Raw genomic sequence first — 13902 nt, 5'->3', positions numbered from 1 at the left:
ATCATGGGGTGCGTTTTGCACGGCGCGAAAGAAGGAAGCGTTCCCGCTTCCTTCTTTCGGTTATATAGTTTTTGTTTGGGTTAACAATATGTTATTCTGCCGCTTCCGGAGCGGGCGTAGGCGCCGGTGTTGGCGTTGGTACGGGGCCTGGATCCGCGGTTGGCCTTGGTACATTTCCCGACCATGTCTTCTTTTCCGCAACAGGTGGGGCGGGCGTTGGAGTGGGTACCGGCCCCTCGTCTGCCGATGGCGCAGGCGTAGGTTCGACCGCCGCCTCTGGGGCGGGCTGTTCTACGATTCCCGGTGCTGTTTTCCATGTTCCTTCCTCTGTGTACTCCGGCACACATAACACAGCCTTGCAGGATTTTGTCTCTCCATCCTTTTGAAATGTCAAAACCGCTTCAACGATGATCGGGGCCTGTTTGGCAGTCGTCCATTGCATTGTTTTCTTTTGTCCATTTTCCAGAGAGAAGGTATCTCCCATTTGGCCTTCCTTGACGGCTGCTGCTTCCAGTTTACAGTCTTCAATCTTTATGCCACTGTTGTTTTCTATCGTAAAAATATATGTTACTCTCTCCTCGTTTTGTGGGGCAGCAGACATATTCGCCCGAATCGCCACACCGTCGGCGACAGCTTCCTCCGGCAACTCCGTAAGTTGCGGATCGTCTTCGTTTGTCGTGCCGTCTGTCTCTTCAATGTTGATCTCCGTCGGCCCGTCGGCGCCGCCGATTACGCTGGCAGGTTCCTGCGGCTGCATATCCTGATCCGCCGCCTGCACAGGCGAACACGCTGTAGTAAAGCATGCCGCCAGCAGAACCGCTGCCAGCAAGACTGCTGCCAGCTTGACGCTTTTCTTTGTATGTTGTTTCATATAGATCCCTCTTATTCTTTGTTCGGCAACCCCTTTTGAGCTGCCGAGAGCCATTCCCAAAACATACCGCGGCGCCTGTTCCTGCGAAAACATCGCCAGCACCGTGTTTGCATATTGCTTTTTTTCCTGCTTTTCCATGTCTTTCACGGCCATACTGTCGCACGCGGTCTCCATATCCATCACGATCCGCCTGTCGAAAATCCAAACCACCGGGTTGAACCACCATACCGCTTTCAACACATTCACCAGCATGCGCACGAGATGGTCGCAGCGGCGGTAATGCGTCAGCTCGTGCAGCATCGCGCAACGCAACGCCCGGTCAGGCGCGTTCGCCATGCCGACGGGTAAAAGCAGCTTGGGCCAGGGCGCTACCGTGAGCGCGGGCGTACTAAGCCCGCTGCACAGGCGCAGGGGAATACTGCGTTTGACCCCCGCTTTTTTCTTACATTCCTCAAAAACACAACCGATCCGTCCGTCCGGCAAAACAGCGTTTTTGCGGATCATCGTATGCATGCGCACCGCGCAGATGGCCATCCACGCCATAACGGCCGCTGTCCCCGTAAGCCATACGATCCCTGCGATTTGCCCTGCCGGGTTCTGCGCCGCCTGCGCCGTCACGGTTCCGGCTGTCGTGCCCGCAGCCGTTGCTGCCGCAATGCCTGTCGATTGCGGTACTGCCACTGCCGCCGGCAACGTAATGAAGTGGAATCCGCTTTCCAGCGTCACCGGAAGCAGCAGCCGCGCGATCAGCAAAAACCAGAGCCCGTAGCGCAGCGCCGGGGAAAATTTGTTTCTGAACAGCCTTTGGAACGCCATAATGCCGCAAAAGACCACTGCTGCATACAGGGAAACGGACAAAGCCGTATCCAGTACCGTCACATCAATCACTTCCTTCGGAAAGTTCGTCGATCAGGGCTTTCAGCTCTTGCTGATCCTCTTTCGTAAGATTGCCTTCGCGGATCATGCATACCAAAAGCTGTTTGGCGCCCGCACCGCTCATCTTCTCGAAGATATTTTTGCTTTCTGCCCGGACACATTCCTCCATCTGCACCAGCGGATAGTAAAACTTGTCCCTCCCTTTGAGGTCAAAGCCTACAAAACCCTTTTTACACAGTTTGGAAAGGTATGTCGCATACGTCGTGTAGCTCCAGGAGACCGTATCGCCCATAGATTTGATGACCCCGGACAGCGTTTGCGGCTGCTTTCCCCACAAGGCGGACATCACAGCCCATTCCGGCCCGGTTAAAGTTGTTTTCATGATCGTTTCCTTTCATGTCGTATTACGATTGCAATAGTTTTATTACTATGATTATAGTAATAATTTTTTTGTTTGTCAACCGTTTTGTGTTCCATCAAAAAAAGCAGCCCGCAGGCTGCTCTTGATCGTCCTTTACCGATAGGTCGCCGCCGAGGAGAGGATATCCTGGTCCGGCAGTGCCAGCCCCTCACTGTACAAAAACAATTTTACGTCGTTTTTGCTCAATTGGCATTTGGGGCCGAGGCGTACGCTCACCAAAGCGTCCATCCCCACCGTCTGCAAATTGAGTTCCACATAAGATTTGATGGTTTTGCCCACCACCGTTGTTTTGATGCTGCTGAACAGGTCGTTTTGCGCGACATGCCGGGAACGCCGTTCAAATTTCTCGTAAGCGTTGCGCGTGGGCAGGGGAAAATTGACTGCCAGCCGCCACTCATGTTCTTCACTGAAAGCGGGGTTCTTGCAAAATGCGCTTTCCCCATTGATGGCGCGGAAAAGCTTGATGATCTCTCCCGTGGGCTGTGCGTTTTGTTTGAGCAGGGCGTTTAATACCTGGAAAATACTGCGGATATACGGACGGATCATGTCTTTTTGCTCCTGCTGCGTATACCGGATCGGCTGGAACTGGAAGGTATGCCCCGGCCCGTCCGCCTCATGGATGTCCACCAGCTTTTCGCGCAGCTTGTCCGCACGAAAGCCGATACAAACGCCGCTGCCGTCGTCCGCGTAACCGCGCCATTGGCTCAAGCTGTCGCCCCGTTCGGAAAAACAGATCGCATAGGTGATAAAATCATCATACCAGTGCTGTCCCGTGCTTTTGAGCTCAAAGCCGATCAATTCCCTGACCGCGTCGCGGCCGTTATACTCCGTTCCGCCATCCTCAAAGGAAAAAGGAAACGGATTTTTCTCGTATTCTTCGAGCGCCGTTTCCAGGATAAACCGCTGCAGCCATTTGCGCTCCATATAATCGTTGCTTTTGTCGATATCCGAAAGCCGCAGCGTACTGTTGGAAATAATGCTGTAAAAGCTTTCCACACTGCAATAATGATAAACCGTTTTGATTTCCCGTTCCATCGAAAGTCCCCCGTCGCGCACCCTAAAATACTTTTTTCATGCACACGCACAAATCGTCATTGCCAAACTGCCGGAAATATTCTTCGTCCAGCATCCTGTTCAAAAACGCAAAGCGCTCGTCCGCAACGTCCGTAAATACCGTTTCGACCATATCACATCTTTTTTAAAAACTCGTATAATTCGTTCAGCTGCTCCGCACTGTAATAAGCAATGGAAATGCGGCCTTTGTCCGCCGTTCCCATAAATCGCACCTTTGTTGACAATGCCTTTGAAAGCTCGTCCTGCGCTTCCTTCATCTCTACCGGCAGCGATTTCTTTTTAGCCCGGGGCCTTTGCACCGCGGGGCTTAGAAGTTCTTTTACCAGCGCCTCTGCGTCGCGCACCGAAAGATCGTTTTCCACCACCGTTTTGGCTGCGTCCGCGATCCGCTTTTCGTCCTCCAGCGGAAGCAGGCAGCGCGCATGTCCTGCCGACAGCTTCCCGTTTTCCACCAACGCCTTTACGCTGCCCGGCAGCGAACGCAGGCGCAGCAGGTTGGCGATCGCGCTGCGGCTTTTGCCCACGCGCTTTGCGACCTCGTCCTGCGTGAGCCCATATTCCATCATCAGCTCGTAAAGCGCCGCCGATTGTTCCATGGGGTTTAAGTCTTCGCGCTGGATGTTCTCGATCAGCGAAAGCTCCAGTATCCCCCTCTTATCGAGCTGCTTTACGACCACCGGGACTTTATTAAGCCCCGCGATCTTTGCCGCGCGGAAACGGCGTTCCCCCGCGATGATCGTGTACCGCCCTTCGTTTGGATACACGACGATGGGCTGCATGATCCCATGCATTTTGATGGACTGTGCCAGTTCATTCAATTTTTCTTTGTCGAATTTTTTCCGCGGTTGGTTCGTGTCGTTGTCGATCAGGAAAATGTCGACCTCGTTTACGCCCATATTTTCAACATGCTCTGTGGCTGCGTCCGCCATCAGCGCGCCAAGACCCTTTCCAAGACCTCTCTTCATGGTTTCCTCCGCAATGGTTTATGGTTTACTTCCTGTCGTTGACCAGGAACTCGCGCGCCAATTCGTTGTACGCTTCCGTTCCCAGGCATTTTTCGTCGTACAGCAATACGGGAAGCCCGTAGCTCGGCGCTTCGCCCAGGCGGACGTTGCGCGGGATCACCGTTTCATATACTTTGTTTTTAAAGAACTTCCGCACTTCTTCCACCACCTGCACAGAGAGGTTGGTACGGCTGTCGAACATCGTCAGCACGACGCCTTCGACCTCCAGTCCGGGGTTTAAGCTCTGGCGTACCAGCTTGACCGTGCTCATCAGCTGTGTCAGCCCCTCCAGCGCATAATATTCGCATTGGATCGGTACCAATATCTTATCTGCTGCGGTGAGTGCGTTGAGCGTGATCAATCCAAGGGAAGGCGGGCAATCCATAAAAATGTAATCATACAATCCTTTGACTTCCTCTAAGGCACGCTTTAAGATCGATTCCCTGGCCATCATGGAAACGAGCTCTACCTCCGCGCCTACAAGGTCGATATTCGCGGGCATCAAATCGAGCGTTTTGATCATCGTCGGCCGGATCGCTTCGAGCGGGGAGGTTCCCGTTACCAACACGTTATAAGAGGACTTGCTCAACCCCGTGCGCTCCACGCCAAGGCCGCTCGTGCTGTTGCCCTGCGGGTCGATATCGATCAGCAGCACGCGTCTTCCCATGCTTGCCACGCACGCGCTTAAATTGATGGCCGTCGTCGTTTTGCCCACGCCGCCCTTCTGGTTGGCGATCGCTATGATTTTACCCAAATGATTTCACTCTCCTCAGCATATAAACTGTCAAAACCAGTACTTCTTATTATAACGGAAAATGGCCGCATTGAAAAGTTTTGTTTCCATGTTTGCTTTTCCACAAAGTAAATCCCGCATTACATACAACATATCGTATGTATCACGGGATTTTTTCACTCATTCATACCAAATATGGAAATCAGGTTTTTTTAACAAACTTGTTCCCGCACTTGCTGCAGGTGATGCTGATCTTCCCCTTGCCCCGCGGCACACGCAGTTTTTGTCCACATTTGGGGCACTTGAAAGTCTTGTGCGTTTTGTCGACCAGGGTACCGCTTTTCAGTTTCCAAAACCATGTCTTGATCGCCCCCCATTTGCGCAGGTAGGCAAAGTTTTCCTGCTGGCGCCTGGTGATGTTTTTGGAAAACATCCGGTAGACCGCAAAAACAAGCGGAATCCAGCTCAACCAGCCGATGAACGCCACCGGCACAAACATCAATACAATGCTGAGGACGATGGATAGGATGATCAGGAACATACCCAGCTGGTCACCGCCGTACCTTCCCATCATAAATTTTCTGAACCAATTCATACCATTGCCTTCTTTTCTTCAGGATATTTCATTTTATCATACTTTTGCGAATCCAATATGAACTATTATAGGGGGGCCTTTACGATCTGCGCATACCGCCGTGGGTATTTTGCGGCGTTTTCCCCTGTTTTCCTGAAAACAAGGACATGGTGCGCATATTCCCCATGCGGCATCCTCACGGTTTGTAAGGGCTCCAAGTTCAGCGTCCTGAGCGCATTTTGGGCCTGCTTAAGCTCCGCTTCGTAATTCCCCTTATATGCTAAAAACAGCCCTCCGTTTTTCAGGAGGGGCGCGCACAGCTCGCATAATATACTTAAAGGTGCGACCGCGCGCGAAACACAGGCATCAAAGCTTTCCCGCGGCTTTCCTGCCGCGATCGCCTCCGCACGCTCATGGAATACCGTGATGTCGAGCGCCGCCTTCCTTGCTGCGTCAATAATGAAATCACATTTCTTTTTGGAGGATTCTATGGCAAACGCGCGGATATCCCCGCGCACCGCCTTTAGCGGGGCTATGGGAAACCCTGCGCCGCTGCCTACGTCAACGACCCTGCCGTTTTTCGGCAGCAACGCACAAGGCACGATGCTGTCAAAAAAATGCTTGAGCGCGGCGGCCTTTGGCTCTACGATCGCCGTCAGGTTGTACTGCCTGTTTGTTATGACCAGGCAGTCGTAGTAGGCTTCCATACTTTGCATGGCAGCTTTTGGCACCTCATAACCGTTTTGTGTACAAAGCGCATCCAGTTCTTCTAAAAACACCGACATTTCCGCCTCCGTTATTCTGCGGAAGGCCCTCGCCATACGCATTCCGTAAATTCCATATCCTCAAAAACCGCTTTGAACCCCTTCTCGTATGGGCTGCACGCGAATATGCCCACGCTAAGCGGTTCATTTTCGCAAAACATGTGGAAAAACCGCATTTGCCTGAAATTCTCTCCGTCCGTCGCGCTCTCGAACAGGAAATCATTGCCGCGCCGGCTCACGCGGTAGTACATGCGTTTTACCTTTTCACTGATATAAGTGCCGCCCCAGTCCGAGTAGCCCAGGTTCGTGACGACGCTGCCCAGCATCTGTTCGTCCCCTGTTTCGTATTCTGTACAAACCTTTGCCCAGTTTTCTTCATCCAGGTATAGGAGCGCCCCGCAATGGTCATAGAGTGAAGCGGTCGCAAAGGTCGTCTTTACCGTGAACGTGAATTCATTTTCCTGTGTGTCGATGAGCAGCGCGTGCGGATTGTTCTGGCAGGCGCCATAATAGGTACGCTGCCAGATATCCGTTCCGGGCTGTGTATAGATTACTGCTTTATGGCCGCTTTCCTCATGTTTTTCCGGCTCATTTAGCCATTTCGCCTTTTTGAAATCAAAATCCATGTCCTGCTCCTTGCGTAATGTTTCACGTGAAACATTTCCTTTACCATTACCGTGCCCTGCTATTTCCTTACTACATAAATGTAATGCGGCATATCTTCGCCATAGTAGTGACGGATATACGCTCCCTCCCGGCAGGCACCCAACGATTCCGCGACCTTTTGCGAGGCAATGTTGCTGTCGCGGATCTGGAAGGCCACTTCGTCGATACCCATCTTTGTAAATGCGTGATCGAGGAAAGCTTTTGCGCCTTCACGCGCATATCCCTGCCCCCAAAAACGTTTATCCAGAATATAACCGATCTCCCAGCGCCACCTGCCGTCGATCTCATTGTAAATAATGCCCATGGTGCCTACTGCATCCTGCGTTTGCTTGTTTACCGCAAGAAAAAAGGCGTAGCCATTGTCCTCGTAGCGTTTCAAGTTCTTATCCAGCCACTCCCGGACTTCTTCATCGGAAAAGCCATGCCCCCACGCATACATCACGTCCGGGGCTTTCAAAAAAACGGAAATCGTATCAAAATCTTCCTTCTTTAATTTCCTGAAAACCAATCTTTCCGATTCAACGGTTTTTTCCATCACGTCCTCCTTTTGGGGCGTCCTGTCCTGTAGTCCGTCTTTTCATTTGCCGATCGATGCCAGATACACCAGCAATACCGAAATATCCGCAGGCGATACTCCCGAAATGCGCGACGCCTGCCCCACGCTTAGCGGGCGCACATCGTTTAATTTTGCACGCGCTTCCAGCCGTAGCCCGCTGATCCGTGTATAATCTATCTCCGGAGGTATCTGCTTTTTGTTGAGCGCTTCCGCCGCCGCGACCTGCTTTAGCTGCTTATCGATATAGCCCGCATATTTAATATTTGTCTCGATCTGCAGGGCTATATCCTCTTCCAGTTCCGGGCAATGCCCGTAAAGCTGCCGGATATCTTCATACCTGACCCCCGGCCGCATAAGCAGAGCGGAAAGCTTCATTCCCTTACCCGTTTCCTGCATGCCGCGCTTTTTCAAAAAAGCATCCGCATCCATACGTCCCACCGTCGTTTCGTTGAGGCGTTTTGTTTCACGTGAAACATTTTCCATCTTATACATGAAGCGGTCGTAACGTGCGTCATCCACGAGCCCCACGTCCCGCCCGATCTGCGTAAGGCGCGTATCCGCGTTGTCCTGCCGCAAAAGCAAGCGGTATTCGGCACGCGCCGTCATCATACGGTACGGCTCTTTTGTCCCTTTCGTCACAAGGTCGTCGATCAACACGCCCGCATACGCCTGGTCGCGGCCCAAAATAACGGGCGACTGCCCATCCAGGTAGCGGCAGGTATTGATCCCTGCGACAAGTCCTTGCGCGCCCGCCTCCTCATATCCGGAGGTACCGTTGATCTGTCCTGCCGTAAAAAGGCCGGGAACATCCTTTGTTTGCAGGCTGGGCATAAGCCGCGTCGGATCGATGCAATCATACTCGATCGCATAAGCCGGGCGTACGAAATGCACCTTTTCCAATCCCGGAATCGTCCGGTAAAGCGCGACCTGCACCTCGACAGGCAAGCTGGAGGACATGCCCTGCACATATATTTCATTTGTATGCAGCCCCTCCGGCTCCAAAAACAGCTGGTGCCGCTCCTTGTCCGGAAATTTGACCACCTTATCCTCGATAGACGGGCAGTACCTCGGCCCGATTCCCTCGATCATGCCGCTGTACAGCGGGCTCCTGTGTATGTTCTCGCGAATGATCCCGTGCGTTTTTTCGTTTGTGTAGGTAAGGAAGCAGGGAACCTGCTCCCGCTCGATCCTGCTGCTCATAAAAGAAAAGGGTACGATCCTTTCATCCCCATACTGCGGCGTCGTTTTGGAAAAATCGATAGAGCGCGCATCCACGCGCGCAGGCGTACCCGTCTTGAAGCGCTGCAGCGAAAAACCAAGGGAAGAAAGGCTGCCGCTCAAATACTCCGCAGGGAAAAGGCCGCTCGGCCCGGCGCTTTTCGCAAATTCCCCAACGATCACCTTTCCTTTTAGATACACGCCCGTCGCCAATATGACTGCGCGGGCCAAGTACCGTGCGCCCATCGCTCCGGTCACGCCCGTGACGCCCTTGTCGTCCGTCATAAGCTGTGTGATTTCGTCCTGCACAAGCGAGAGGTTGTCCGTATTCTCAAGCACTTGCTTCATATAGGCCTGATACTGCTTTTTATCCTGCTGTGCGCGCAGCGAATGCACCGCCGGCCCTTTTTTTGTATTCAACATCTTGATCTGGATAAAAGTCGCGTCTGCGGCGAGGCCCATCTGCCCGCCCAACGCATCGATCTCGCGCACCAAATGCCCCTTTGCGCTGCCGCCGATAGCCGGATTGCATGCCATCAATGCTATGGCGTCCATATTGATCGTCGCAAGTAGCGTCCTTTTCCCAAGGCGTGCACAGGCAAGCGCAGCTTCCACACCCGCGTGGCCCGCACCCACGACCACGATATCAAATTGCCCGCCATCGTATTCCGTCATACGTTCTCCTTATTTCCCCAGGCAAAAATTCTCGAACACGCGGTCAATGATCTCCTCGCTGACCGTGTTGCCCGTAATTTCCCCCAAACTCATCCATGCTCCATTTAGGTCAATGGTCACGCAGTCCATATCCATTCCGTGTTCAAGAGCGTCCTGCGCTTCCCCTAGTTTTGCCGCCGCATCGAGCAGCGCATACCTGTGGCGCAAATTTGTAATAACCGTACCTTCCGCCGAAGTTTGATCCTTCAACGCATATTGATACAACCACGCCCTCAGTGCTTCCATGCCTTCGCCCGTTTTAGCGGAAACACATAGCACGGGATATGCAAGAAACTGTGATAAAACATCCTTTTCTGTGAGCCTCTCAGAAGCATCTAATTTATTCAAAACGACCAGAACATCGGCTTCACTGTTTTTAAGCGTTTCAAACACGTCCTGGTCTTCCGCCGATATTCCCTCCGCCGCATCCAGCACAAAAATCGTCAATTTACTCGTTTCTACGGCGTTTTTAGACCGTTCTACGCCTTTGCTTTCAATAAAATCGTCTGTGTTCCTGATTCCTGCCGTATCCGTCAGGTTTATCCTGATATCATCGATGTAAAAGCTTTGGTCGATCGTATCCCGCGTCGTGCCCGGAACGTCTGCCACAATGGCACGCTCGTGCCCCAAAAGCGCGTTCATCAAAGACGATTTTCCCACGTTCGGTTTTCCGGCGATCGCCACATCGAGCCCTTCCTTCAAGACCCGCCCCTGCTCAAACGTATCTGCCAATTGCCCGATGCTTTTTTTCAGTTTTCCAATCAACGGCAGCGCATCCGCGGTGATCTCGTGCTCCAGGTCTTCCTCCGGATATTCCACCGCTGCCGTGACCTGCGCCAACAGGTCGGTCAGCTCGCTTTGGAAGGCGGACACCGTATCCTTCAATCCTCCGGCAAGCTGCCTTAGGGAAGCTTTTGCCCCTGCCTTAGAGGAAGCGGAAATAAAATCGCATACCGCTTCTGCCTGCGTCAAGTCCATCTTCCCGTTCAAAAAAGCGCGCCGCGTAAACTCTCCCGCTTGTGCCGGGCGCGCCCCGGACGCAAATACGAAGTCCAGTACGCCGCGAAGCCCGACCAGGCTTCCATGGCAATGCAGCTCTGCCACGTCCTCGCCCGTATACGAATGCGGCGCCCGGAAAAACACAGCCATGCCTTCGTCCAAAAGCTCGCCGTCACGTACGATCCTGCCATGATACATCCGCGCGTGCTCAAAAACGCCACGCGAAAACACGCGCCGCAAAACATCTTTTGCCTGCGGCCCGCTGATCCTGATGATGGCTACGCCTCCCGTGCCGGGCGGCGTAGCGATTGCTGCAATGGTCTCCTCTTGCATCGTTGTTCCTCACATGATTCAAAAAAACCCGACTATTCAAAGCCGGGTCCGTTTGCGTATTAATCGGCGCTGCGCTTTCTCCTGATCACCACACGGCGGTAAGGTTCTTCACCTTCCGACATCGTTTCCACGCGGGGATTGTTCTGCAACGTTGCATGCAATATCCGGCGTTCGTATGGGTTCATAGGCTCCAGCGTGATTGGCTTTCCGGTTTTCGCCACCGTGCTTGCCAGCCTCTTAGCCAGTTTTTCCAATGTATGCTCACGCTTCTGGCGGTAGTTTTCCGCATCCAGCATGATCTTCTTGTAATCGTCTTTTCCCTTATTGACCGCAAGCCCCGTCAAATATTGCAGGGCGTCCAGCGTATCCCCCCGGCGGCCGATCAGCACCGCCGTATCCTTTCCGGTGATCTCGATCTGGATGCTTTTTTCACCTTCTTCTTTTAAGGCGCAGACAGCATCCACATCCATCCGCTGGAAAAGCCCGTTTAGGAAATTTTCCGGCGCACTGTCTCCCGGGACGACGTTTACGCGCGGCTTGCGTTCCTCGCTTTTGGCTGCGCCCTTATTGCTGCTCCGGGGCGCTGGTTTTTCTGGTTTTTCGTCTTCCTTTTTCGTCAGCCGGACGACCGCGTTTTTGCCGAGCCCGAAAAAGCCTTTACTTCCTTCGTGTACGATCTCAATATTTACTTCATCGAGGGCAAGGCCCAATTCCTCCAAGCCGCTGAAGATCGCTTCATCGACCGTCTTACCCTTTGCTTCCACATATTTCACGATTTCATCCCCCTTTTATACAACGCTGACCTCTTTCTTTTTTGCCCGTGCCTTTTTAATGAGGTCAACCAGCTTCATCTGCGTGAAGGCATACAAGCTGGAAATGAACCAGTAAAGGGCAAACGCTGTATTCGATGTTGCGCAAATCCAGATTGAAAAGATCGGGAAGATCCAAAGCATCATCTTGTTGGTGCATCCCTGTGCCTCTGCCTGTTCGCTGCCGCCGGAGGCAGCCATGTTCATTCCCCCGTTCATCGCGGCAGGATTGAATTTTTGCTGCAGGAACAATGCCACGCCCGCAAGCGCCGGCAGGATAAAGTATCCATTGTAGTTGGTGACCTTTCCGGCCGCGTCCACAAACCCGTTCGCCTGGAGTATCTGCGTCGTCAGCTGCGTATACGTCGCGTCCGGTACGCTCATCACGCCCGTCGAAAAATCAAGCAGCCCCTTGCTCTGTAACAGCCCCATCGTCTGCGGGGTGATGTACAGGGAGTTCTGCTGGATAAACGACAGGAACTCCGTCGAGTTTGGCAGGATGTTGGACATCCCGTTGTCCGGCTGCCAGAAGTTATGCACCCAGAAAAATTCGGGAAGCTGCACCGTACTCGCGCCATACTGCGCCGCGTCAAGCATGAGGGCTACCGTCTGCTGGCTCTGCAGAACACGCATTGCGCCGAAAAACGCAAAAAGGATCGGCAGCTGTATGAGCGACGGAAGGCAGCCCAGCATCGGCTTTACATTCATCTTGCGATAAAGCTCCTGCTGCTTTCTCTGCAGCTGCTGCGGATTGTTGGCATAGCGCTTTTGCAAGGACTGGATCTCCGGCCCGAGCGCTTGCATCTTAGCGGAATTGCTCCGCATTTTCAAGTCGAGCGGCAGCAGGCACAGGCGGATCAGAATCGTCAGGATAACGATCGTCAGCGCATAATCCGCAAATAGGCTGTTGAGCCCATTCATGCAAATGCTGAAAAAATCTGATAAAAAGTTATTATATAGAAAATCCAAGATCTATATCCTCCCCAAATTATGGAACGGGATCGTATCCGCCCGGAAACAACGGGTTACAGCGCAATATCCGCTTGATTGCCAGGAATGAGCCTTTGAGCGCGCCATATTTTGTGACCGCCTCGATCGCATACTGCGAACATGTCGGCGTATACCGGCAGCACGGGCGCAAATAAGGCGAGATCGCCCTCCTGTAAAACCTAATGAGCGCCAATATCACTTTTTTCATGCTTCTCTCCCTTCAGGGAAAGCAGTCCGGCCTTATTGAGGAGCGTTTGCATCTGTCTTTCGATGTCTGCAAACTCCGCCTCGCGGATCGTTGGCCGCGCCACAAAAACAAGACTGTAATTTCCGCTTAAAACAGGTAAAAACGTACGAAACGCTTCCTTTAGCCTGCGTCTTGTACGATTTCTCACCACACTGTTTCCTACTTTTTTGCTGACCGAAAATCCGACCCGCACGCCGCCATATCTGCCCTTTGCACAGATAAGCGTCATATCGCGCGATCCTGCAGGCTTCCCACGCCTGTAAACAAAGTTGAACTCCTTGTTTTTTTTCAGAGTCAGTATGTTCACTTTTTATGCAGACAGCACTTTTCTGCCCTTTGCACGTCTTCTTTTCAGGACATTCCTGCCGGCTTTCGTTTTCATTCTGCTCATAAAGCCGTGGACGCGGCTGCGTTTTCTCTTTTTGGGCTGATAGGTCATTTTCATAATCTCATTCTCTCCACTTCTGTAATCGTATTACTAACCGACATAAGCGCCGGAAGCTTGCACCATATTTTTTTCGATAAAAAGACGATTATTATTATATATTTATTAAGGTCAAGTGTCAACCAAAAAAAGGCATGCGCGAAGCCTAAACTTCCGTGGGCCTAAGTTCCGCCCCTTCAAATTCTTCCTGCGTCACCGCGCCGTTTTTTACCGCCGCCCGCTTGATCTCCTCATAATATCCTGCCATCACCGTATTATAATAAGGGCCTACATAAAATATCCACAATATCCCCAGCGTCATCACGGATAAGACCATCCACCCCAAAAAACTCAGCTGGGCCACGAATATTTTTGCCTTGTAACCGCGCATCATACGTTTGGATATCTCCACAGCATCCGGCCCGTATACGCGCGGGCAATCTGACAATATATAGGGCGTCATACAATAGGAATAACTTTTGACGATCCCCGGTACGATAAGGAGGATAGACCAGAGGAATATCCACAGGATCATCCACAACATACCCCCAAGCGCGTTTCCGAAGTTCTGGAACCCCCCCCAGGCATTTCCACACGCTTGTTTTCCTGCTTTCAAAAACATCGATATA

Annotated in this window: 18 protein-coding genes; all 18 read right to left on the bottom strand. The window is 52.4% G+C overall.

From position 1 onward, the window contains the following. Nucleotides 1-91 precede the first annotated feature (91 nt). The 18 genes from BN6471_RS03430 to BN6471_RS03350 all read right to left on the bottom strand — a co-directional run bounded on the left by BN6471_RS03430 (nucleotide 92) and on the right by BN6471_RS03350 (nucleotide 13817). Entirely contained in the window at nucleotides 92-1750 is a 1659-nt protein-coding gene (locus BN6471_RS03430) for a M56 family metallopeptidase (protein WP_066645541.1), read from the bottom strand. A gap of 1 nt (nucleotide 1751) precedes the next feature. Next, nucleotides 1752-2129: a BlaI/MecI/CopY family transcriptional regulator gene (locus BN6471_RS03425; RefSeq protein ID WP_066645539.1), complete on the bottom strand. Its 378-nt coding sequence runs from the start codon at nucleotides 2127-2129 to the stop codon at nucleotides 1752-1754. Between the two features lie 132 nt (nucleotides 2130-2261). After that, entirely contained in the window at nucleotides 2262-3203 is a 942-nt protein-coding gene (locus BN6471_RS03420; RefSeq protein WP_066645537.1) for a DUF2971 domain-containing protein, read from the bottom strand. Nucleotides 3204-3225: 22 nt separating this feature from the next. Beyond that, entirely contained in the window at nucleotides 3226-3354 is a 129-nt protein-coding gene (locus BN6471_RS13230; protein ID WP_278287563.1) for a hypothetical protein, read from the bottom strand. A gap of 1 nt (nucleotide 3355) precedes the next feature. After that, nucleotides 3356-4207: a ParB/RepB/Spo0J family partition protein gene (locus BN6471_RS03415; protein ID WP_066645534.1), complete on the bottom strand. Its 852-nt coding sequence runs from the start codon at nucleotides 4205-4207 to the stop codon at nucleotides 3356-3358. 25 nt (nucleotides 4208-4232) lie between these two features. Beyond that, nucleotides 4233-5000, bottom strand: coding sequence for a ParA family protein (locus BN6471_RS03410; RefSeq protein ID WP_066645532.1), 768 nt, complete (start codon nucleotides 4998-5000; stop codon nucleotides 4233-4235). 181 nt (nucleotides 5001-5181) lie between these two features. Next, nucleotides 5182-5574, bottom strand: coding sequence for a hypothetical protein (locus tag BN6471_RS03405; RefSeq protein WP_066645529.1), 393 nt, complete (start codon nucleotides 5572-5574; stop codon nucleotides 5182-5184). Between the two features lie 65 nt (nucleotides 5575-5639). Continuing rightward, the gene (gene rsmG, locus BN6471_RS03400; RefSeq protein ID WP_066645527.1) at nucleotides 5640-6338 is read right to left on the bottom strand and encodes a 16S rRNA (guanine(527)-N(7))-methyltransferase RsmG; all 699 of its coding nucleotides are present in this window, start codon (nucleotides 6336-6338) and stop codon (nucleotides 5640-5642) included. An 11-nt stretch (nucleotides 6339-6349) separates the two neighbouring features. Next, nucleotides 6350-6943 carry a DUF1349 domain-containing protein gene (locus tag BN6471_RS03395; protein WP_066645525.1) on the bottom strand — a complete coding sequence of 198 codons (594 nt, stop codon included), beginning with the start codon at nucleotides 6941-6943 and terminating at the stop codon, nucleotides 6350-6352. Between the two features lie 59 nt (nucleotides 6944-7002). Then, the gene (locus BN6471_RS03390; RefSeq protein ID WP_066645523.1) at nucleotides 7003-7518 is read right to left on the bottom strand and encodes a GNAT family N-acetyltransferase; all 516 of its coding nucleotides are present in this window, start codon (nucleotides 7516-7518) and stop codon (nucleotides 7003-7005) included. A gap of 42 nt (nucleotides 7519-7560) precedes the next feature. Next, a complete protein-coding gene (gene mnmG, locus BN6471_RS03385) occupies nucleotides 7561-9432 on the bottom strand; it encodes a tRNA uridine-5-carboxymethylaminomethyl(34) synthesis enzyme MnmG (RefSeq protein WP_066645521.1) in 1872 nt (623 codons plus the stop codon). A 9-nt stretch (nucleotides 9433-9441) separates the two neighbouring features. Next, nucleotides 9442-10803, bottom strand: coding sequence for a tRNA uridine-5-carboxymethylaminomethyl(34) synthesis GTPase MnmE (gene mnmE / locus BN6471_RS03380; protein ID WP_066645519.1), 1362 nt, complete (start codon nucleotides 10801-10803; stop codon nucleotides 9442-9444). A 59-nt stretch (nucleotides 10804-10862) separates the two neighbouring features. Beyond that, on the bottom strand, nucleotides 10863-11576 hold the full coding sequence (jag, locus tag BN6471_RS03375; RefSeq protein ID WP_066645517.1) for an RNA-binding cell elongation regulator Jag/EloR: 714 nt from the start codon (nucleotides 11574-11576) through the stop codon (nucleotides 10863-10865). Between the two features lie 15 nt (nucleotides 11577-11591). After that, entirely contained in the window at nucleotides 11592-12581 is a 990-nt protein-coding gene (locus BN6471_RS03370) for a YidC/Oxa1 family membrane protein insertase (protein ID WP_066645515.1), read from the bottom strand. A 19-nt stretch (nucleotides 12582-12600) separates the two neighbouring features. Further along, nucleotides 12601-12810 (bottom strand): membrane protein insertion efficiency factor YidD, encoded by a 210-nt coding sequence (gene yidD / locus BN6471_RS03365; protein WP_066645514.1) that lies wholly within the window; start codon nucleotides 12808-12810, stop codon nucleotides 12601-12603. Then, nucleotides 12782-13156: a ribonuclease P protein component gene (gene rnpA / locus BN6471_RS03360; RefSeq protein ID WP_082903313.1), complete on the bottom strand. Its 375-nt coding sequence runs from the start codon at nucleotides 13154-13156 to the stop codon at nucleotides 12782-12784. Before rnpA ends, yidD begins: the two co-directional genes overlap by 29 nt. 3 nt (nucleotides 13157-13159) lie before the next feature. Beyond that, the gene (gene rpmH / locus BN6471_RS03355; RefSeq protein ID WP_066645513.1) at nucleotides 13160-13294 is read right to left on the bottom strand and encodes a 50S ribosomal protein L34; all 135 of its coding nucleotides are present in this window, start codon (nucleotides 13292-13294) and stop codon (nucleotides 13160-13162) included. Between the two features lie 145 nt (nucleotides 13295-13439). Further along, complete coding sequence (locus tag BN6471_RS03350; protein WP_162270174.1) at nucleotides 13440-13817, bottom strand: DUF975 family protein; 378 nt, start codon at nucleotides 13815-13817, stop codon at nucleotides 13440-13442. Nucleotides 13818-13902 lie beyond the last annotated feature (85 nt).

Source organism: Christensenella timonensis (assembly GCF_900087015.1).
GTDB lineage: Bacteria > Bacillota > Clostridia > Christensenellales > Christensenellaceae > Christensenella > Christensenella timonensis.
This window is presented reverse-complemented; position numbering and strand designations above follow the sequence as displayed.